This window comes from Microvirga arvi (assembly GCF_016892765.1).
GTDB lineage: Bacteria > Pseudomonadota > Alphaproteobacteria > Rhizobiales > Beijerinckiaceae > Microvirga > Microvirga arvi.
In genome coordinates this window covers 101,729-120,816 of the sequence record NZ_JAFEMD010000004.1, presented here as the reverse complement: position 1 = coordinate 120,816, position 19,088 = coordinate 101,729, and the positions used below count along the sequence as shown (strand labels likewise).

At 62.5% G+C, this 19,088-nt stretch carries 19 protein-coding genes; 11 read left to right on the top strand and 8 right to left on the bottom strand.

The genetic code is table 11. From position 1 onward, the window contains the following. From ILT44_RS03935 to ILT44_RS03920, 4 genes are read left to right on the top strand one after another with little or no spacing between them, the layout of a single operon-like run. On the top strand, window positions 1–1,086 hold the full coding sequence (locus tag ILT44_RS03935) for an ABC transporter ATP-binding protein (RefSeq protein ID WP_204238266.1): 1,086 nt from the start codon (window positions 1–3) through the stop codon (window positions 1,084–1,086). After that, complete coding sequence (locus tag ILT44_RS03930) at window positions 1,086–1,997, top strand: ABC transporter permease (protein WP_204238265.1); 912 nt, start codon at window positions 1,086–1,088, stop codon at window positions 1,995–1,997. The genes ILT44_RS03935 and ILT44_RS03930 overlap by 1 nt, the downstream gene beginning before the upstream one ends. 4 nt (window positions 1,998–2,001) lie before the next feature. Further along, entirely contained in the window at window positions 2,002–2,844 is an 843-nt protein-coding gene (locus ILT44_RS03925; protein WP_204238264.1) for an ABC transporter permease, read from the top strand. A 7-nt stretch (window positions 2,845–2,851) separates the two neighbouring features. Continuing rightward, window positions 2,852–4,330 (top strand): mannitol dehydrogenase family protein, encoded by a 1,479-nt coding sequence (locus ILT44_RS03920; protein WP_204238263.1) that lies wholly within the window; start codon window positions 2,852–2,854, stop codon window positions 4,328–4,330. Window positions 4,331–4,351: 21 nt separating this feature from the next. Here the strand turns inward: ILT44_RS03920 and ILT44_RS03915 are convergent, their stop codons facing one another. Continuing rightward, a complete protein-coding gene (locus ILT44_RS03915; protein ID WP_204238262.1) occupies window positions 4,352–4,774 on the bottom strand; it encodes an SET domain-containing protein in 423 nt (140 codons plus the stop codon). A gap of 391 nt (window positions 4,775–5,165) precedes the next feature. Beyond that, window positions 5,166–5,552, bottom strand: coding sequence for a response regulator (locus tag ILT44_RS03910; protein WP_204238261.1), 387 nt, complete (start codon window positions 5,550–5,552; stop codon window positions 5,166–5,168). 876 nt (window positions 5,553–6,428) lie between these two features. On the opposite strand from ILT44_RS03910, the gene ILT44_RS03905 reads away from it, so the two are divergent. Further along, on the top strand, window positions 6,429–7,013 hold the full coding sequence (locus ILT44_RS03905) for a cold-shock protein (protein ID WP_204238260.1): 585 nt from the start codon (window positions 6,429–6,431) through the stop codon (window positions 7,011–7,013). A gap of 47 nt (window positions 7,014–7,060) precedes the next feature. Here the strand turns inward: ILT44_RS03905 and ILT44_RS03900 are convergent, their stop codons facing one another. Then, window positions 7,061–7,795 carry a PhoH family protein gene (locus ILT44_RS03900; RefSeq protein ID WP_204238259.1) on the bottom strand — a complete coding sequence of 245 codons (735 nt, stop codon included), beginning with the start codon at window positions 7,793–7,795 and terminating at the stop codon, window positions 7,061–7,063. Between the two features lie 418 nt (window positions 7,796–8,213). On the opposite strand from ILT44_RS03900, the gene ILT44_RS03895 reads away from it, so the two are divergent. Beyond that, entirely contained in the window at window positions 8,214–9,149 is a 936-nt protein-coding gene (locus tag ILT44_RS03895; RefSeq protein WP_204238258.1) for a ribokinase, read from the top strand. Here ILT44_RS03895 and ILT44_RS03890 read toward each other — a convergent pair. The 3 genes from ILT44_RS03890 to xylB form a co-directional block, all read right to left on the bottom strand. Next, window positions 9,140–10,396, bottom strand: a complete 1,257-nt coding sequence (locus ILT44_RS03890) for an AGE family epimerase/isomerase (protein ID WP_204238257.1) — start codon at window positions 10,394–10,396, stop codon at window positions 9,140–9,142. The two genes, ILT44_RS03895 and ILT44_RS03890, sit on opposite strands and share 10 nt — an antisense overlap. A gap of 14 nt (window positions 10,397–10,410) precedes the next feature. Then, window positions 10,411–11,364 carry a carbohydrate kinase family protein gene (locus ILT44_RS03885; RefSeq protein WP_204238256.1) on the bottom strand — a complete coding sequence of 318 codons (954 nt, stop codon included), beginning with the start codon at window positions 11,362–11,364 and terminating at the stop codon, window positions 10,411–10,413. A gap of 121 nt (window positions 11,365–11,485) precedes the next feature. Further along, entirely contained in the window at window positions 11,486–12,958 is a 1,473-nt protein-coding gene (gene xylB, locus ILT44_RS03880; RefSeq protein WP_204238255.1) for a xylulokinase, read from the bottom strand. Window positions 12,959–13,241: 283 nt separating this feature from the next. On the opposite strand from xylB, the gene ILT44_RS03875 reads away from it, so the two are divergent. Further along, a complete protein-coding gene (locus ILT44_RS03875) occupies window positions 13,242–13,862 on the top strand; it encodes a sigma-70 family RNA polymerase sigma factor (protein WP_204238254.1) in 621 nt (206 codons plus the stop codon). 221 nt (window positions 13,863–14,083) lie between these two features. Continuing rightward, entirely contained in the window at window positions 14,084–14,515 is a 432-nt protein-coding gene (locus ILT44_RS03870; RefSeq protein ID WP_204238253.1) for a hypothetical protein, read from the top strand. Between the two features lie 24 nt (window positions 14,516–14,539). Here the strand turns inward: ILT44_RS03870 and ILT44_RS03865 are convergent, their stop codons facing one another. Beyond that, window positions 14,540–15,709, bottom strand: a complete 1,170-nt coding sequence (locus ILT44_RS03865; RefSeq protein WP_204238252.1) for an RtcB family protein — start codon at window positions 15,707–15,709, stop codon at window positions 14,540–14,542. Window positions 15,710–15,726: 17 nt separating this feature from the next. Next, window positions 15,727–16,020 carry a hypothetical protein gene (locus tag ILT44_RS03860; RefSeq protein ID WP_204238251.1) on the bottom strand — a complete coding sequence of 98 codons (294 nt, stop codon included), beginning with the start codon at window positions 16,018–16,020 and terminating at the stop codon, window positions 15,727–15,729. 191 nt (window positions 16,021–16,211) lie between these two features. On the opposite strand from ILT44_RS03860, the gene ILT44_RS03855 reads away from it, so the two are divergent. The 3 genes from ILT44_RS03855 to ILT44_RS03845 are packed head-to-tail and all read left to right on the top strand — an operon-like array spanning window position 16,212 to window position 19,069. Continuing rightward, the gene (locus ILT44_RS03855) at window positions 16,212–17,921 is read left to right on the top strand and encodes an ArnT family glycosyltransferase (protein ID WP_204238250.1); all 1,710 of its coding nucleotides are present in this window, start codon (window positions 16,212–16,214) and stop codon (window positions 17,919–17,921) included. 48 nt (window positions 17,922–17,969) lie between these two features. After that, complete coding sequence (locus tag ILT44_RS03850) at window positions 17,970–18,704, top strand: glycosyltransferase family 2 protein (RefSeq protein ID WP_204238249.1); 735 nt, start codon at window positions 17,970–17,972, stop codon at window positions 18,702–18,704. Then, on the top strand, window positions 18,704–19,069 hold the full coding sequence (locus tag ILT44_RS03845; RefSeq protein ID WP_204238248.1) for a lipid-A-disaccharide synthase N-terminal domain-containing protein: 366 nt from the start codon (window positions 18,704–18,706) through the stop codon (window positions 19,067–19,069). The genes ILT44_RS03850 and ILT44_RS03845 overlap by 1 nt, the downstream gene beginning before the upstream one ends. The last annotated feature ends 19 nt before the right edge of the window (window positions 19,070–19,088 follow it).

The following is a 19,088-nucleotide window of genomic DNA, read 5'->3' as shown; positions in this document are numbered from 1 at the left end:
ATGACCATAGCCCTTTCCCAATTCGACGAAGTCCGGCTCGATCGTGTGAGCCGCGATTTCGGGGCCCTCAACGCCTTGCGCGACGTCTCCCTCACCATCCGGCGGGGGGAGTTCATCGCCCTGCTCGGACCTTCTGGCTGCGGGAAGTCGACGACGTTGAACTGCATCGCGGGTCTTCTGCCTGTCACCGGTGGAGCGATCTGGCTCGACAAGAGTCGGGTCGACACCCTGCGTCCCGAGGAGCGGGGGTTCGGCATGGTGTTCCAGAACTACGCGCTCTTTCCTCATCTCAACGTCCGCCAGAACATCGGCTTCGGCCTGAAGATGCGCGGGCGGCCGAAGGCGGAAATCGATCGCAAGGTCGAAGAGGCGCTCAACCTCGTCCGCCTCAAGGGCCAGGAGAACAAGCTGCCAGGCCAGCTCTCAGGCGGTCAGCAGCAGCGCGTGGCGATTGCCCGCGCCATCGTCATCGAGCCGCCTCTGGTGTTGATGGACGAGCCGCTCTCCAATCTCGATGCCAAGCTGCGCCTCGAGATGCGCGCGGAGATCCGACGCATTCACAACGAGCTTGGGGCAACGACCATCTACGTGACCCACGATCAGGACGAGGCGTTGTCGCTGGCCGACCGGATCGTCGTGCTGCGCGACGGCATCGTGCGTCAGGTCGGTTCGCCCAAGGAGCTTTACGAGGCGCCGGCTCATTTCGATGTGGCCGACTTCATGGGCTTCCGCAACAAGCTGAAGGGGCAGGTGGTCGCTATCGAGGGTGATCGTACCATTCTCGATGTGGAAGGCGCGAGGATCAGCGGCGTCGCCCGTGAGCGGGTTTCCGTTGGCTCGACGGCTTATGCTGCCATCCGTTCCGATGATCTCGAGGTCGGCGAGGCCGGACCGAATGCCATTGCCGCGACTGTCGATACCATCGAGTATCGTGGTCGCGAATTCGTCGGCACTGCCCATTCAACCGGAGGGCTGGATTTCGTGTTCCGCTCTCATGTGTCGGTGGAGCCCGGATCAAGGATTCATCTGCGGACGGAGGACGAGCGTATTCTCGTTTTCGCGGAGCCCGTTCAAGGGAGGCAGTAATGGACGCTGTTGCTCACGCGCCTGCCGCCGAACATGGACCAAACCTGCGCCAGCGGCTTGCCGCACGTGGTTTCGACGCGGTCACCCTCCTCGTTGTTCCCGCCGCCATCTTCAGCCTGCTGCTGTTCGTCTATCCTTTCGCCTTCGGCTTCGTCCTGTCCTTCGAGCCGAAGGGTGGCGGCGACTGGCTCGCCAATTACCGGCGCTTCTTCTCGGATCCGTTCCTCTATAAGACGATCGCCAACACGCTCTGGCTCGCAATTCCCGTCACCCTCGTCAACCTGCTGCTTGCAGTCCCGATCGCGTTCCGCGTGCGCCTCATGCGGCGCCAGCGTCTTCTGACCACGATCCTCGTTCTGCCAATCACGCTCGGCACCGTTCTCGTAGCCGAAGGCTTGTTGAACTATCTCGGGCCCCAGGGCTGGTTTAACCGCACCTTGCTCACTTTCGGCCTAATTTCACAGCCCTTAAAGCTCGTTCACAATTACTGGGGTGTCTTCGCCTCGCTGGTGATCACGGGCTTCCCGTTCACGTTCCTGTTGACCCTCTCATACGTCACGGGCATCGATCCGGCACTTGAGCAGGCGGCGGCGACCCTCGGCGCCAGTGCGTGGCAGCGTTTCCGCCATGTATACCTGCCGCTGCTGATGCCGGGCTTTGCCATCACGTTCTGCCTGTCCTTTGTGCAGGCCTTCTCGGTATTTCCTTCGGCGGTGCTGCTCGGTGAGCCCGCCGGTGTGACCCGGGTCATCTCGATTGCGGCGGCAACGGCAGCGTTCGAGGAATACGATTACTCCATGGCCTCGTCGATCGCGATGATCATGGGCTTCGTCCAGCTCGCCATCGTCGTGGCGGTGCTCGCCTCCCGCGGGTTGTTTTACCGCGGCCCGGCCTCCGGCGCGAAAGGGTAAGCCGATGATCCGCGATACCACACTCGGCTCCAAGCTCTGGGCCGCGGCCATCTGGGCCACGGTGGGCTTCTTCGTCATCAACCTGTTCGCCATGATCGCTACCGTGGTGACGAGCTCGTTCGCCACCCGCTGGCTCGGCACGTGGCTTCCGGCGGGCTGGACGACCCGCTGGTATTCATCCGCCTGGAGTGAGTTCCAGCTCTGGGACGTCCTGATCGTCACCTTCCAGGTGATCGGGGCCGTGGTCCTCATCTCCGGCACTCTCGGGGTGACGGCAGCCTATGCGCTGGCACGGCGGGATTTTCCGGGAAAGCGGCTACTCGTGCTGCTTTTCCTGCTGCCGCTCCTGATCCCGTCGATGACCTTCGGCATTCCGCTCGCGACGGTGCTCTATCGGACCGGCCTCGCGGGTACCTTCTGGGGCGTCGTCGCGGCCAATCTTGTGCCGACGGTGCCCTTCGTGATCTTGGTCATGATCCCGTTCATCGAGCAGATCGACCCAAAGATCGAGGCGGCGGCGCGCGTGTTCGGGGCCAACACCTTCAAGCTGTTCGTCTATGTGCTCCTGCCGCTGCTCCTGCCCGGCATCCTGGCGGCGCTGCTGCTGGTTCTGGTGCGCACCATCGCCATGTTCGAGCTGACCTTCCTCGTGGCCGGTCCGACCAGCCAGACCCTTGTGGTGGCGCTCTATTACGCCGTCTTCGCGGCCGGCGTGCGCGCAGTGCAGTCCATCGACGCTATGGCCGTGATCTACATGGTGACAACCCTGGTGTGGCTGATCATCGCCCTGCGCTTCGTCAACCCGACGCAGATCGTGACCCGGGCAAAGCAGCAGCCGGCTCATTGAGGATCCGATGTCAGACCGCCTGAACAATGACACGCTCACCGATCTTCCGGCAGGTGTTCGACGCCCTGCCTATGACCGGAGAGCCGTAAAGACCGGCATCGTCCATCTCGGCGTGGGCGCGTTCCACCGGGCTCACCAGGCCGTCTACACGGACGATGTTCTGGCCCGCGATGCGAGTTGGGGCATCGTGGCTGCGAGCCTGCGTAGTCCCGACACCTACGATGCGCTCCAGCCGCAGGATGGGCTTTACACCCTATCGGTGCGTTCGCAGGAGGGGGAGGCATTGCGGGTTATCGGGGCGATCCGCCGGGTCATCGTCGCTCCTCGGGAGATCGACGACCTGCTCGACGTCATGGCCGATCCCCAGACGCGCATCGTCACCCTTACGGTGACCGAAAAGGGCTATTGCCACGATCCCGCAACCGGCACCTTGAACGAGGCTCACCCCGACATCGTGCACGATCTGGCCTACCTGAAGACGCCCAAATCCGCTCCTGGCTTCATCATCGAGGCGCTACGCCGGCGCCGCATGGCCGGCGTGCCGCCCTTCACGGTGCTGACATGCGACAACCTTCCCTCCAACGGGCGTACGGTGAAGCGCGTTCTCACCCGCTTCGCCGAACTCGTCGATCCCGAACTCGGCCGCTTCGTCGCGGGCGAAGTCTCCTGCCCCTCGACCATGGTCGACCGGATCGTTCCCGCCACGAGCGATCAGGATCGCGAACGGATCGGCTTGTCGCTCGGCATGGACGACGCATGGCCGGTCGTCACCGAGCCTTTCACGCAGTGGGTGATCGAAGATCAGTTCCCGCAGGGGCGTCCCGCCTGGGAGACGTCCGGAGCGGAGTTCGTGAACGACGTGGAGCCCTATGAGCACATGAAGCTGAGGCTGCTGAACGGAAGCCATTCCACGCTCGCCTATCTTGGCTATCTTGCGGGCTATGAGACCGTTGCCGATACCATGGCCGACGAGGCGTTCGTCCGGCTGATCCGGGGGCTTATGGACGAAGAGGTCACGCCGACCCTCCACATGCCGCCGGGCGCCGATCTGACCTCCTATAAGGACGCGCTCATCCACCGGTTCAAGAACCCGGCCCTCAAGCATCGCACATGGCAGATCGCCATGGATGGATCGCAGAAGCTGCCGCAGCGCCTTCTCGGCACTTTGCGCGATCGCCTGCGCAGCAATGCACCGATCAGGCGACTGTCCCTCGGGGTCGCCGCCTGGATGCGCTATGTGACCGGCCTTGATGAGAAAGGGGCGCCCATCGACGTACGCGACCCCATGGCGGCGCGGCTGAATGAGATTGCGGAGCGGGCAGGGGGATCGCCCGAGGGGCTGGCCCGTGAGCTGTTTGCCATCCGCGAGATCTTCGGGGATGATCTGCCGAATGATCCTCGCTTTACGGGCGAGGTCACGGCAAACCTCGTGCGCCTCTATGAACTCGGTGCCAAGCAAACGGTGTCGGAGTTCAGGGCCGGTTAGCTCTGGCCCCCTTCGCGACAATCAGTCACCGGCCTGTTTCGCGCGCTTCCGTTCGCAGGAGTGGCATTTGCAGCCGTTCGGCTTGATGAATGTCTCGAAATAGTTCTTCCCGTAGTTGTAGGTAATCTCGTCACCGGGCTTGATGCGCTTGATCGCCTTGATGCGGATCTTGCCGCGTGACACGGTTGCCTGAGCGTTCGGGCGGCACGAATGGTTGATGTAGCGTGCGGTGTTCCAGCGCGGCGATCCGTCGATTGTCCAGCGGCTGTTGATCTCGAACAGGTAGCGTGTGTTACGACGCCTCTCCACCTCCTCGCTTGTGATCCGAGGCCCGATATACTCGATGATGAAGTCATCCTTTTCGATGACATCCGTCGCGAAAAGTCCAAGGCCTGTTTCCGCCCGTCCGACACGAAAGGGGCCATCCGGCCGTCTGCTACTCATAGTCTTAATAAGCTCCGCGCCATCCAAGAGGCGTTGTGTGTTTGGACTGGGATTATCGATCAACAAGATGGGTCACGGGACGATGTTCTCCAGATCTGAAGTTCAAATTGTACGCTCTGCCTCTTGGCGTGTTGTCCATGCGGAATGAACGCTCTCGGCTCCCGGTACATGTTGGACGCGCTGTGAGTATTATCGAGACGGGCCTGCATGAGCAGCGATGCCCGTTCGAAGGTTAGGGAATGGCGCGCTGCGTTGCAATGCCTTCTCAGAAGGATGAAGGCAACCGCTGTCCTGGCCGTGATGCTCAGGGAGGCCCGGATACGATCCAAGTCGGGCGACAACTCCCCGTCAATGATGAAAGTGAGGCTGGCTGTCTTCTACCCAGCGGAATCTAAACGACTTCCGAAGCGCCCGGGGCTGCCGCGAGGGCCACTCGGAGCGTATCGGCGAAACTCTGGTACGAGAAGGGCTTCGACAATGTCGGGCAGTCGCGGAAACGTTCCGGGAGCGAGCGGAAATCGTAGCCTGTCGAGAAAATGAAGGGAATTTTGCGAAAGCGCAGAACATCCGCGACTGGGAACACGACGGATCCGTCCACATTGATGTCGAGAAGGCCGATATCGATTTCAGTTTGCAGGGCAAGAGTAAGAGCGTGGTCTAGCCGGGCTGCTGGTCCCACAATCTGGCAACCGAAATCCAGAACCATGTCTTCGATCAGCATCGAGATCATGGCCTCGTCTTCGACAATCAGGACTCGCTTTCTGCGGTCTTCAAGCATAGCCCCTCCTGGCCGGATTCCACCTCATGATGCGCCTTTTGGCGTCGTTATACGAATCAGAGGCAATCAATATATGCGAATAGCTAGGGTCCGTTCACTATCATAGGTTAGGATGATCTTAAGCGGCATCGTAACTCTGCTACTGAGCGAAAGTAAATACCTGCGACCATCTCCATAATGCCAGGGTCTGCAATGCAATCCCTGCGCGAATTTCTGGTGCAGCTTTCGTCCCTACAACCTCAAAGGAGGTGATGACCTGCCCTTTCGGCATGGCATCGATACTGTACTGCGTCATATGACAGGCGGGGCGGACCGCTCATTCGGGGGACGGATCTTGTCAATTACTTTCTAATCCGTCCCGATGGCCAAAGAACCCAAGCTCTATTTAGGCTTCGGAGAGGGTGATGGGGTCATGGGAGGCCATCCACGGTCACGGTCAAGCTGGATCACATCTTGGAGACGGTCGGGAAAGGGTCAGCCGGGGGGCTGCCGATCCGGGATCATGAGGCTGGTCTGGGGCCGATCTAGGCATAACTGTGCTCTCCTTGGCCGGCATTCGAGCCACGATAGGACAGGCGGGATGGTCGGCATGTCCTTAAAAAAGCGGGCCTCAGGCCTGAATTCTCCTGCCGACACCCCACAAACAGCACTGGTCCCCTTTTTGGGACCTTGCATGAAACGTATAGGTATGAGTAGTTATCTTCTTGCCCTCAATGGTTGGGGGCGTTACGCCTATGGCGTTTACGAAACTTGAGACTTTAGAAGGCAGTCCTGATGGGCCGGGGAAATGATCACCGTGATCGCCGACGTCAATTTGGCGGTCAACCCGAAGATCACTGGGGCGATTTCGCTCCGCCAACATCTTTTGAACGGCCCATGCGGCAGCAGACATCCTATGGCTCTTCAGCCGCGGGACCCGAGACTGGGGCGCGGGTGAAGTGGTTCAATCCTGAGAAGGGCTTTGGCTTCGTCGAAATGACCGACGGATCGGGCGAGGCCTTCCTGCATATCCGGCAGGTCGAGGCGGCGGGCTATTCCGCACTCGAATCCGGCACGACCCTGGTCATCAAGGTCGGCTCGGGCCAGAAGGGTCCGCAGGTCCAGGAAATCGTCAGCGTGGACACCAGCACGGCAGAGCCCGAGCCACCCCGTGGTGCTCGGCCGCCTCGGCCACCGCGTGCTGGTGGTGGTCCCGGACCCGGGCAATCCGGCGGGTTCTCCCGTCCGAGCAGCCCACGTCCCGTGAGCGGTCCGCCGGAGGTGCCGGCCACCGTGAAGTGGTTCGACTCCGTTAAGGGCTATGGCTTCGTCTCCGTCGAGGGCGAGAGCAAGGACCTGTTCCTGCACATCTCCGTCGTGGAGCGCGCCGGCCTTGGCCAGCTCGACCAGGGACAGGCAGTGCGCGTCGCCATCGTCGAAGGCCGTAAGGGCCCCGAAGTGGGCGCGATCGAACTCGCCTGACTTTCAGCCTCCTTCGTGTTTTGTTGAAATAATCAGGGTCCACTGCGTTAGCAGTGGACCTCCTCAAATGCACGCACCCACATTTCGCAGACGCCAGACCGCACGATATCGTTGAGGGTGAACTCGACGATAGGAACGGGGAGCATCTGCGACTTGATCAGGTGAATGACCGTGCGAAGACCGGAGGTCTCGCGCAGGTCGCACTGGCTCACATCACCGTTGATCACCACTTTGCAATCCTCTCCGATACGGGTGAGGAAGGTCTTCATTTCGGCAGGAGTGGCATTCTGTGCCTCGTCCAGAAGGACGAAGGCGTCGCGCCAGGATCGGCCGCGCATCACCTCGAAGGGCACCATCTCGATATCGCCGTTCTTGACCGCAATCTCGTAGGCTGCGGAGCCGATGCGTTCCTTGACAGCCTCGATCACGGGAGCAGCCCATGGACCGAATTTCTCCTCGAGCGACCCGGGAAAGAAACCGAGCGAGCGGCCACTCGGGACATTGGGCCGGGTGAGAATGATCTTGCGGATGCGCCGCTGGCGGAAAAGGTCCGCAGCATAGGTTGCGGCGATCCAGGTCTTGCCGGTGCCTGCAGGGCCGAGCACCACGACCTGGGAATTGCTTTTCAAGGCATCGAGATAATCGTCCTGGGTGGCATTGAGCGGCTTGATGGGCGGAAGGCTGCGTTCGGCTTGGAACTTGGACCCGGTGAGGTCGAAGACTTCCGCTGTTTCCTGGGAGCGGCGGGTCTTGCGTCTCTGCTTCTCATGATGCTTGCTCAATGACCTACTCCGGGTTTTAAGACTGCGCACAGAGACCTATCCAGGCGCCGCGCAGAGGTGCCTGGGGAAGAAACTTGCGAGTGAAGAAACGGGGATTCGAGAGCGAGTCGCTGCGGGCGGTGAATTTCCGCGATCCAGAGAGAAAGGATCAGCCTGCCTGCCCATTAAAGCCTGTCTTATATCTGCCAGTGGCAAACTATCTTTGATTCTGATGACAGTTTACCGCTGCTACGCCTACCTGCGAGTCAAATGTTGAGGCAGCCTGCTTAGTTCCAGAGCATAATCCCTCTGTGGTGCAGAGGCGGGAAATAGCTGTGGATGGCTGCCATGGCCCCTCGCAAGGTGAGGATGATCTGCAGCCCCATGCCCGGTCCGGAGGCATGATGGTAAGGAAGAGCTTCAAGAGAGGCGCAGCGGCATGATCATCGTCTTCGGTTCGATCAATATGGATCTGGTCGCCAGGGTGCCGCGGATCGCCCGGCCAGGCGAAACCGTCCTGTCGCGTCGGGCCGACAGCTTCTTCGGAGGCAAGGGAGCCAACCAGGCGGTTGCCGCCGCGCGGATCAGTCGAGGCGGGCCGGTCCGGGTCGCCATGGCGGGAGCCGTTGGCAATGATCCCTTTGGAACGGCCTGCCTGAAGAACCTCGAAGAGAACGGCATCGATGTCGAGGCCATCCGGATCGCGGAGGACCCGACCGGCTGTGCGTTCATCACGGTCGACGGCACGGGGGAGAACGCTATCACGGTCGCCAATGGCGCGAACATGGCCCTGCGCTCCACCGATCTTTCTGACAGCCTGCTCTCCAAGGCCACCGTCCTGGTGCTACAGATGGAGGTGTCCCCGACCGACAGTCTCGACGTCGCTACACGGGCGCGCCGGTTCGGCGCGAAGGTGGTCTGGAACTTCGCTCCGGTTCCGCCTGTGAAGGAACGTTCGGTCATGGCCCAACTCCTCCAAGCGACGGATGTGCTGGTCGTCAATGAGCACGAGGCGCTCGCCATCGCCGAGATCGTGGGCGAGCCAGTCGGGAACGATTATCTCAGGGCCGCCACGATCCTCACCCATGAATTCGGACCGACCAGCATCGTGACGGCAGGCGCGCGGGGGGCTTACGCCATCGCCGCCGATGGGACCCAGATACATGCGGCAGTCCATCCGATCATCCCGGTCGATACCACCGGTGCAGGCGACACCTTCGTCGGCGTGCTGGCGAACAGCCTCGCGGAAGGCCTGGCGACCGGTCCCGGCATGGAAAGAGCCTGCGCGGCCGCGTCCCTATCCTGCCTCACAGCCGGTGCCCAGGCGGGAATGCCGCACAGGGATGCGCTGGAGCGGCACCTCGCTCAGACCTGAGCGACGGCTTCAGGAATGACCTTGGTGAGGCTGCCGGTCGCCGGAAAGAGCGGAATCAGGCAGGCCTGCAGAGCGTGGTAGAGGTCGGGCTTGCCAGTGAACAGAGTCGCACTCGGCTTGAGATCTTCCGCCAGTTCAGGCCGCCAGCCCCCGTGCCTGTGATCTATCAGGTAGCGGTCGGCGAAGCCCCAGAGGGTGCGGTACCACTGCTCGTGGAAATCGCTTGGACTATGCTCGCTCAGGAACGACGCCGCGCCGATGGCTTCTGCGCAGGGCCACCAGAGCTTATGCGGCAATCTCGGCTTGTCGTCCCAGTCGAGGGCGTAGAAGAGCCCGCCCTTGTCCTTGTCCCAGCCGAGTTCAATGGCCTGCCTGAACAGTTCGCGGGATGCCTCCGGCATCCAGGCATGTCGCTCTCCGCCAAGGGACCAGAGCTGAAGAAGGAGCCTTGCCCATTCGAGCCAGTGGCCGGGGGTCGTGCCGAAGGGACGGAACATTTCGTGCCCGCGGTAGTCCCTGTCGAGGCTCCAATCGGCATGGAAGTGCTCGGCAACCCGATAGCCGAGGGCGGCGGCGTGACGACCGATGATGAGGCTTGCGATACGTTCCGCCTTGTCGAGATAGGTGCGGCTGCCCGTCGCCTCAAAAGCGGCCATCAGGGCTTCCGTCAGGTGCATGTTGGAGTTCTGGCCGCGATACTGGCTCAGAGGCTGCCAGTCGCGGGAGAATTCCTCCCTTACGACACCGTGCTGTTCCTCCCAGAATCGCTCCTCCAGGACCTGCGTGACATCCTCCAACAGGCGGTCCGCCATGGGGTGACCGACCACCTTCGCACTGGAGGCAGCCAGCAGCACGAAGGCATGCCCATAGGCCTGCTTGGTGTCATCCTGAGGCCCGTCATCGTCCAGCGACCAGACATAGCCGCCGTTCTGTGCATCGCGATGGGCGTTCCAAAGGTAATTCATGCCATGGTCGACGATCGCATCGGAGCCCGGTCGACCGAGCAGGGTGCCGATGGCGAAGCAATGCACCATGCGGGTGGTGCTATGAATCTGCCGGAGGGTATTTCTGGTTCCGATGGGTTGTCCCGCATCGCCGAGATTGAAGAAGCCGCCGGCGGGATTGATGACGCTGTGTTGGAAGAAGTCGAACAGGTTGTTGGCCTGCTCGAACAGCCATTGCCGGTGAAAGCGGTTGGAGCGCCAGGATGTGCCGAGGGGAGGAAGGACGGGCTGAGAGTTTGTCATGATACGTTCCATTGTCATCGAGCACGTGAGGCGATGAATTGCTCCGTCTCGGACCATGAAGGCGGATCGGCGCCGCGGCGGGTGCAGACGATGGCAGCCGCCGCTGCCGCAAAATCGACTGCGCCCGTGACCTGCGCTTCGCTCAATCCCGCAATGCCCTGAGGCGTCAGCAGGTCTTTGGCATCGAGCCAGGCGAGCAGGCCGGCGTGAAAGGTGTCGCCCGCACCGACGGTGTCGACGACCTCGATCCTGGGGGCAGGGCGCTCCACAATCCTGTCGGCGAGCGCAGCCAGGGATCCCTTCTCGCCGCGCGTGATGATGACGAGCTTGGGGCCGCGCTCCAGCCAGGAGCATGCTGCTGATGCGAGATCATGCGTGGAATAGAGCAGCTCGATATCCTCGTCGCTCGCCTTCACGATGGTGGCATAGGCCAGCAGGCGCTCGAATCGCTCCCGATAGACCTTCAGATCACCGACGACGCGCGGCCGCACATTGGGGTCGAGCGAGATCACGCGCGTGCCGGCCTCCCGGCGCAGAAGGATCTCGATGGCCGTCGCGACAGGCTCGACACCGAGTGCATAGGAGCCTGCGGCGATCGCATTCACATCCGTCGGCAGTCGGGCAGGCAGCGCGTCGGGCGTGAGGGCGCGATCCGCACTGTCCGGAGCATAGAAGGAGTATTGCGGCTGCCCCGAAGCATCGGTCGCAACGACGCTGAGCGTCGTATAGTTCGGGCATCGCCGGATATAGGATGTGTTCACACCGGACTGGGCGAGCTTGTCGGTCAGGAAGGAGCCGAAGACGTCCTCGGACAGGGTCGACAGGAAAGCCGAGGGCCGGCCGAGGCGACCGATCCCTATAGCCACATTGAAAGGTGATCCGCCAGCGATGGCCTCAGCCGGGAAACCTGCTGGATCAGGTCGTCCGATGAACAGATCGATCAGGGCCTCGCCCGTCACCAAGATCATATGAAGGCTCCCGACACGATCGTGTCGTTACTCAAGAGGGCACTGCGTTTCAAGCAGCATGGGCCGGCTCGGATTCCGCCTGGATTCGATATCCCAATAGCGATTGCCCGCAAGATCATTCTCACAAGGCCCGCGCAAATTCCGGTTTGAGGGCTTGGTAGAGGTTCCGGAACGCCTCGACCTGAGCCTCGTAAAGGTCGACGAGCGGATTCTCCGGCGCGATGGTTTCGAGAACGTCCGGTGGGGTGCAAACCTTGTCCGGCGCCTCTCCTGTAATCGCGAGGCGTGCCAGTCGCGCTGCGCCGAAGGCGGGTCCCTTGTCGCTGCCCCGATAGCGCACGATGGGCACGTTCAGGGCATTGGCGAAGGTCCTGGCCCAGAAGGCGCTCTTCGAGCCTCCTCCGATGAGGCCGGCATGGGTCAGGGCTGTACCGGCCTGCGCGAGCGCACGCTTGGCATCGGCGAAACTGAAGGCGACACCTTCGAGGACGGCCTGCACCAGATCCGTCTGCCGCGTTTCAGGCGTAAGGCCGAAGAAGACTCCGCGCGCATAGGGATCGTTGTGAGGCGTTCGCTCGCCCATAAGATAGGGCAGGAAGAGAAGTGAGGACGGCCCTTTGTAAGCGGCCTCCGTCTCGCGCAGGAGTTCGCCGATATCTCTTTTCAGGAGATGGGCTGCCCAGGAGAGGCAGCTTGCACCATTCAGCATCGCGGCCATCTGAAACCAGCGGCCGGGCACGGCGTGGCAGAAGGAGTGAACCACGGCTTCCGGCGTCGGGCTGAAGGTTTCCGTTGTGACGAACAATTGCCCGGAAGTTCCCAAGGAGATGAAAGCAGAACCATCTTCGATGGCGCCAAGACCGACGGCGCCCGCAGCCGCGTCGCCGGCACCGCCAGCCACGACAACATCAGGCCGCAGACCCCATCGCCGGGCGATCTCGGCACGCACGGTGCCGGAAGCCTGCGATCCCTCGACGAGGCTTGCCATGTGATCGCATCTGAGCCCTGTCGCTGCCAGCGCCTCGTCGGACCAGTCGCGCCTGGCCTCGTCGAGCCACCAGGTGCCGGCCGCATCCGACATGTCGGTGACAAGGTCGCCCGTCAATTTCAGGCGGATGTAGTCCTTCGGCAAAATCACCTTGCTGACGCAGCGGAATGTCTCAGGCTCGTGCCGTGCCAGCCAGAGGAGCTTTGGGGCGGTGAAGCCCGGCATCGGGATGACACCCGTGATGGGCGCGAGCTCCGGATGCCTCGCTCCGAGCTCCTGCGCTTCCCGGAAGGATCGGCCGTCATTCCACAGAATGGCGGGACGCAGGGGAGTATTGTCCGAAGCCAGCAGCACGGCCCCATGCATCTGCCCGGAGAGGCCGATCCCGCGCACGTCCGCGAGAATGCCCGGCACCTTCATGCGGAGTTGATCCATGGCCGCCTGAACGGCTTGCCACCATGCATCAGGATGCTGTTCCGACCAGAGATCGTATGGCCGCGAGATCTGCAGCGGAATGTCCGCCTCCGCGATCGTTGCCTGCCGTTCGTCAACGAGGATGGATTTCACCGCCGACGTGCCGACATCGATGCCGAGATAGTGAGGCACGCCTCATGCTCCCTAGGTGGTGACGACATCCGGCTTGGCCGTCGCGGCGCAAGCATATAGCTCAGTCTCGCTCATGGGGCACGTCAGCGGTGAAATCTAGAGGTCAGGCCATGAAAAAATCTCATGGTCGAAATGTCGCCCGGATATTTAAATGGCAGCGGCATGCCCCAAATAGTGCGGCATGCCTGAGAAATCTCAAAACCCGTCTGACCCGACCCGTTCTGATAGGCCCTCCTCGGCGGCTGCGCTGAGCGCCGCTGTCCGGCTGCATCTCGGAAAGCAGTTGCGTAACCTCTACGGCGATCCCGCAGAGGACAAGCTCCCGCGCGACCTCGCGCGTCTGGCTGATCGCGTCGCGCAGGTCATCCGTGCGCATACGGAGCCTGTCGATCAGGAATTCGTCAATGGCGTGATGGACGCCCTGCCGAATCTCCGCGCCTTCGCCCTCTCACTGACCGGCAAGGTCGATCAGGCGGAGGATCTGGTGCAGGATACGGTGCTCAAGGCGCTGACCAAGCAGGATACTTTCGAATCCGGCACGAATCTTCAGGCCTGGCTCTTCACGATCCTGCGCAACGGCTTCTACTCGACCCACCGCAAGACCAGCCGTGAGGTCGAGGACGGGGACGGCACCCATGCCGCCAGCATGATCGCGATCCCCGACCAAGAGGACAAGCTCGCGCTTCAGGATCTTTCGACGGCGCTCGAGAAGCTGCCCCAGGAACAGCGTGAGGCGATCATCCTAATCGGCGCCGAAGGCATGTCCTACGAGGATGCTGCGGAAGCGCTGGGCGTGAAGGTCGGAACGATCAAGAGCCGCGTGAACCGGGCCCGCAATCGTCTCGCCGAACTGATGGGTACGCCAAGGGCCGAGCACGATCACGACCATTCGGCTACCGCCTGATCGGCCATGCCCCGATGCCGTTAAGGCATCGGGTTTTCCTATCTATGTTCCGATATCGGGAAATTCGCCGTCGTTTCTCCCGGAGGCGAGGCGCAGGACGGCGCATGCCTGCCTAAAATATCAGCGCGTCGGACAGCATGTTCCTCGAACTTTTTCATGCTCTTCAAGGTTGAGCTTGTAGCTGGTGGGCTCGCAACCACTCTTCCGCCAAGGAGGGGAGCATGGAACACAGGCCTCTGTCCGAACTCAGTGGCGTCGCCGACCTGAAGATCCCTGAGCACATGAAAGTTCCGGTCCTATCGAAACGGGACCGCCTGGACCGCTGGATCGAGCTTCTGGAGCAAGAGCCGGACCGGGAGCTCAGAACCCTCGACGAGATCGAATGGAAACCCAGGGCCCAGCGCCTCGCCATGCGTGCCGACGGATCCGCCCTGGCCATCGCCTTTTCCGATCCGGTGCTCCGGCAGGCCGGGCTGCGCAGCGACACGTTCGGCGATGCGGTCGATTTCTTCGACATCTCGGAGCACGACGCCCATATCGTCCTGTGCTCATGCCATGGCGGTGAATCGATGCGGGCCGACGAGGCTGCCCGCCGGGTGCGGGGCATCCGGTCTCCGAGCCTCTGGGCGCTGTACTTCGGTTGGTTTCGATAACGATTGGGCAGTCCTGGCCTGGGATCAGTCCTTGTAGGGATCGAACTCGCCGGGGCCTGCCATGGCGACGGCGAAGGGCCGTAAGCTGTGCTCGATCTCGATTGTGCCCCGGTGATAGGCGAGCACATCCTCAAGGCGGCGATAGACCATGGGGCTCTCATCCACGTCGCCGCCGCGTAGGAGAATGCCTTTCCCGCGCAGCCACGCGTCCATCTCGTCACGGGTAAAGCGGGGAGGGCGAACCCATTGACCTGCCTTGTTCTTCTTGCCCTTCGCCTCCATGCGGCCGAAGAGGCGGCCTGCGCCGTGGACGGTCGAGTAGAGACTGTCGGCGCTCTCAGGGCCGTCGACCCCGTGCAGGATCACCGCATTGTCGCCCATGGAGCCTCCGACGAAGCCCCGCTGGCCTGGGAAGGCAGGCGTCGCGCCCTTGCGGACCACCCAGCAATCCCTTCCGCCATGGCTCTCCCGCCAGACGAAGTTGTGGTGATTATGGACGGAATCGGTGATATGGCCGCCGATGACCCGGCGGACGCGTTCCACCACCCATTCACGGCCCGCATAGGCATAGAGACCGCCAAGCTTCACACCCGCCAAGTAGCTTTGTCCTGCCTCGCTGTCCTGATGGACAAGGGCGGGCTCGACCTCCATGCCGTCCTTGGCGCCGACCAGCGCCAGATGCTTAGTGGTGATCTTGTGGCCAAGGCCCCGAGAGCCGAAATGAACCCCGATCCAGACGAAGCCCTCCTCGTCCTCGAATAGATCCACGTAATGGTTGCCCGATCCGACCGTTCCCAGCTGCTGCTGAGCCGTCTTCTTGAGATCCCGGACCCCGGCCTCGTCCCAGAGCGGAGAATCGAAGAGCTCGTGATCGACGGTGACGGCGTTCTTCTGGCCGATCCCGAAGCTGATGCTGCGGCCGATATCCGCGAGGATGCGACCTGCCTGACCGGCAATCTCCTCGTAGCGGGTGTCGAGCCGGACGGCCATATTTCCGCAGGCGATGTCGAACCCGACGCCGCTGATCGAGATATGCTCCTCATAGGCCACGACCCCGCCGATGGGATGGGCGTAGCCGAGATGCCCGTCGGCGCAGAGCACACCCTTGAAGGCGCTTCCCGCCTCCATGCAGCGGTTAAGCTGCTTGACCGTTTTTTCGTCGTGCTCGCCATAAATGCGGGTCTTCTCCGGCACTCGTTTACTCCTTGGGCTCAAGGTCGATTGTTGTAGCGCTCGCGCAGGCGCTCGACCTCCCGTTGCAAGGCATCGAGCCCGCGCGCGATGTCCCGCCCCATGCTTTCGACGATCCCCGTACCGGCCGCCACATCGGGGCAGTCCAGGGTCCCGTCCCGGCGATGCCGGGGCGCGATGCCGCCCTGCGGGGTGAGCAGATAGGCGCATCCGGTATCCTCATCCCGCCAGACGACGGGCTGATCGAGGGCTGCGGCCGGACAAGCCAGCAGCACCAAGAGGACGATGGCGCATCCATGGGCAGACCTGTTCATGGCGACACCTCCCGCGTTGGACCTGACCTCTCAGGCAATGCCGGCTCGAGCGGCCCTGTTCCTTGAGGGCGGCCCGCTACCTTCCGTCAATTTGACTTCGCGCTGGGTTTGGAGGACATCACGCGGTTTGATGGCCCCGTGCCCGTGGAATCCCTGTCGGCATGACGGCTTTCCCGCCTCCGGAGTGTTTGATGGACGGTTCTGTCCCCCAGCAGCGGATGTCTTTGCGCCACTTCTCCGTGGCCCAGCTGACGAGCATCGTCGAGCGGAGCCACGCCCGCTTGTGCGCCGTTCTCGTGCTGCTGTCGCTCGTCTGCTTCCTGCCGGGCTTCACCACGCTCCAGCCCATGGACCGGGACGAGCCGCGTTATGCTCAAGCTTCCAAGCAGATGCTGGAGACGGGGGATTTCGTCGATATCCGGTTTCAGGACGAGGCCCGACACAAGAAGCCGGTGGGCATCTATTGGATGCAGAGCGTCAGTGTCGCTATCGGCGAGGCGCTCGGGGTGCCGGAAGCTCGGACTACCATCGCGCTCTACCGGATGCCCTCCCTGTTCGGAGCCATCGCGACGGTCCTGCTGACCTATTGGGCCGCCCTGGCCTTCTTCGGCAGGCGAGGGGCCTTCCTGACCGCATGCCTCATGGCGACCTGCGTCATCCTCATGGTCGAGGCGCGGCTCGCCAAGACGGATGCGATGCTCACCGCCTGCTCCGTGGCGGTGATGGGCGGTCTCGCCCGGGCTTACCTGAGCCGGGGTGCCGGCGTCCTGCCCCGGCGGGCGCTGCTGATCTTCTGGGTGGGCTTTGCCTTGGGGATCCTGATCAAGGGCCCTCTCATCCTCATGTTCGCCGGCCTCGCGGCCGCGCTGCTCTCTTATAAAGAGCGCTCGGCTCGCTGGCTGCTGACGTTGCGGCCCTGGCTGGGTCTCGCCTTCACCCTCGCGGTCGTTCTCCCCTGGTTCGTCGCCATCGCCATCAAGAGCAGCGGCGCCTTCTTCGCGGCCTCGGTCGGGCAGGACATGCTGGGCAAGGTGGGAACGGCGCAGAGATACCACTGGGCGCCGCCGGGCTTCTATCTGCTCTCGTTCTTCGCGACGTTCTGGCCCGGAGCCATCCTGGCTGCCATCGCGGCCCCCTTCGCCTGGATCCATCGCCGTGAGGAGCCGGTGGCCTTCGCCCTGGCCTGGATCGTACCGTCCTGGATCATCTTCGAGATCGTCCCGACGAAGCTGCCACATTATACGATGCCGCTGCTTCCCGCGGTGGCGATCATCACGGTCATGGCGATCGCGCGGCACTTCGTCGGGCCGCATCGACCGGCCGCGAAGCTGGCGACGGTGCTGATCCCGTTTATTCCGGTCGGCCTGACGATCGGCCTGTCTGCGGTCGCGTGGTCTTTCGATGGCCTGCCACCGTTCCGGGCGCTGCCGGCACTCGTCGTATCCTCGCTCCTTGCCCTCTGGGCCTGGTGGCTCTTCGTGAAGAACCGGATGGTTCCGACCCTCTGGGCGAGCTTCCTATCCTCGGCCTTCCTCGCCATCGGCGTGTTCGGGTTCGCTCAGCTCGATCTGCGGTCCCTCAAGATTTCGGATCGCCTGGCGGAGATCGCCCGCAACGTGCCCTGTGAAAACCCGAAGGTCGCGACTCTCGGCTATCGGGAGCCCAGCCTCGTCTTCCTTACGGGCACGAACCTGGGCATGGTCGATACCGGAGCCGAGGCCTCCCGGTTTCTGCACCAGGGCGGCTGCCGTGTCGTTTTCGTCGACAAGCGCTTCGAGGGTGAGTTCCAGGCCGAGAACGAGCGCCTGCAGCAGCAGCCTGTGCTCTCGACCAGGATCGAGGGATTCAATATCAACAGCGGGCGACGGGTCGACATTGCGGCCTATGCGGCAGGCTTCTAGAGCCTGGACATGCACTTCGAAGGGGTGGCCGAAGATGGCCCTGCACGGATGACTGACCTTTCTTCAAGCCCGCGCATCAGCGTCGTCGTTCCCGTCAAGAACGAAACGCTCAATGTCCTTCCCCTCGTGGAGGAGATCGAGCGGGCCTGCGCCCAACTGGCGCCCTTCGAGGTCATCTATGTCGATGACGGCTCGACCGATGATACCGGGCAGCAGGTTCTGAACGCCCGGACAACGCGTCCGTGGCTGCGCCTCGTCCGGCATGAGGCAAGCTGCGGCCAGAGCGCCGCTGTCCGGACGGGCGTCCATGCCACCCGCGCGCCCATCGTGGTCACCCTCGACGGGGACGGGCAGAACGATCCGGCTTTCATCCCCCAAGTCGTGGCCGCCCTCGACAATCCAATGGTCGCTCTGGTGGCCGGGCAGAGGCTGGGCCGCAAGGACGGAGCCTACAAGAAGTGGCAGTCCCGGATCGCCAACGGCGTGCGCGGGCGGATTCTCAAGGACGGAACGCGGGATACGGGCTGCGGCCTCAAGGCCTTCCGGCGCGACGTCTATTTGCGCCTGCCGTATTTCGATGCCCTTCACCGCTTCATGCCGGCTCTGGTCAAGCGCGAGGGGTATCAGATCGCTCATGTGGACGTGGTCGATCGGCCGCGCCATGCGGGTCGGTCCAATTACGGAATGTTCGACCGCCTGTGGGTCGGCATCCTTGATTTAGCCGGAGTCTGGTGGTTGATCCGCCGCCGCCGCCGCGTTCCCACTGTTCAGGAAATCGTCTGATGTTGATGCGTCTCTCCCACGACTTGGGACTCTATTTCTACGATCTGGTCGTTGCGCGGTTCGATCTGTGGGCGGCTTTCGGCGTGCTGGCCCAGTTCGTCTTCGGAGCGCGCTTCATCGTGCAGTGGATCGCGAGCGAGAAGGCCGAGAAGAGCGTCATCCCGGTCGGGTTCTGGATCCTGTCCATCTCGGGCGGCCTGATGACCCTCGTTTACGGATTTGTCCGCAGCGACATCGTCATCATTTTGGGCCAGGCCTTCTCGATCTTCATCTATGTCCGCAACCTGATGCTGATTTCGAAGGACAGGAAAAAAACCCAGGGCTCGGCCATTGCCGGCGCGGAGGCCGAGGCTTCGACGGGCTGATCGCCGAAGCCTCGATATT

Coding starts and splice junctions, on each gene's coding strand:
- ILT44_RS03935 (WP_204238266.1), top strand. CDS start 1: ATGACCATAGCCCTTTCCCAATTCGACGAAGTCCGGCTCGATCGTGTG.
- ILT44_RS03930 (WP_204238265.1), top strand. CDS start 1,086: ATGGACGCTGTTGCTCACGCGCCTGCCGCCGAACATGGACCAAACCTG.
- ILT44_RS03925 (WP_204238264.1), top strand. CDS start 2,002: ATGATCCGCGATACCACACTCGGCTCCAAGCTCTGGGCCGCGGCCATC.
- ILT44_RS03920 (WP_204238263.1), top strand. CDS start 2,852: ATGTCAGACCGCCTGAACAATGACACGCTCACCGATCTTCCGGCAGGT.
- ILT44_RS03915 (WP_204238262.1), bottom strand. CDS start 4,774: ATGAGTAGCAGACGGCCGGATGGCCCCTTTCGTGTCGGACGGGCGGAA.
- ILT44_RS03910 (WP_204238261.1), bottom strand. CDS start 5,552: ATGCTTGAAGACCGCAGAAAGCGAGTCCTGATTGTCGAAGACGAGGCC.
- ILT44_RS03905 (WP_204238260.1), top strand. CDS start 6,429: ATGCGGCAGCAGACATCCTATGGCTCTTCAGCCGCGGGACCCGAGACT.
- ILT44_RS03895 (WP_204238258.1), top strand. CDS start 8,214: ATGATCATCGTCTTCGGTTCGATCAATATGGATCTGGTCGCCAGGGTG.
- ILT44_RS03890 (WP_204238257.1), bottom strand. CDS start 10,396: ATGACAAACTCTCAGCCCGTCCTTCCTCCCCTCGGCACATCCTGGCGC.
- ILT44_RS03885 (WP_204238256.1), bottom strand. CDS start 11,364: ATGATCTTGGTGACGGGCGAGGCCCTGATCGATCTGTTCATCGGACGA.
- ILT44_RS03870 (WP_204238253.1), top strand. CDS start 14,084: ATGGAACACAGGCCTCTGTCCGAACTCAGTGGCGTCGCCGACCTGAAG.
- ILT44_RS03860 (WP_204238251.1), bottom strand. CDS start 16,020: ATGAACAGGTCTGCCCATGGATGCGCCATCGTCCTCTTGGTGCTGCTG.
- ILT44_RS03855 (WP_204238250.1), top strand. CDS start 16,212: ATGGACGGTTCTGTCCCCCAGCAGCGGATGTCTTTGCGCCACTTCTCC.
- ILT44_RS03850 (WP_204238249.1), top strand. CDS start 17,970: ATGACTGACCTTTCTTCAAGCCCGCGCATCAGCGTCGTCGTTCCCGTC.
- ILT44_RS03845 (WP_204238248.1), top strand. CDS start 18,704: ATGTTGATGCGTCTCTCCCACGACTTGGGACTCTATTTCTACGATCTG.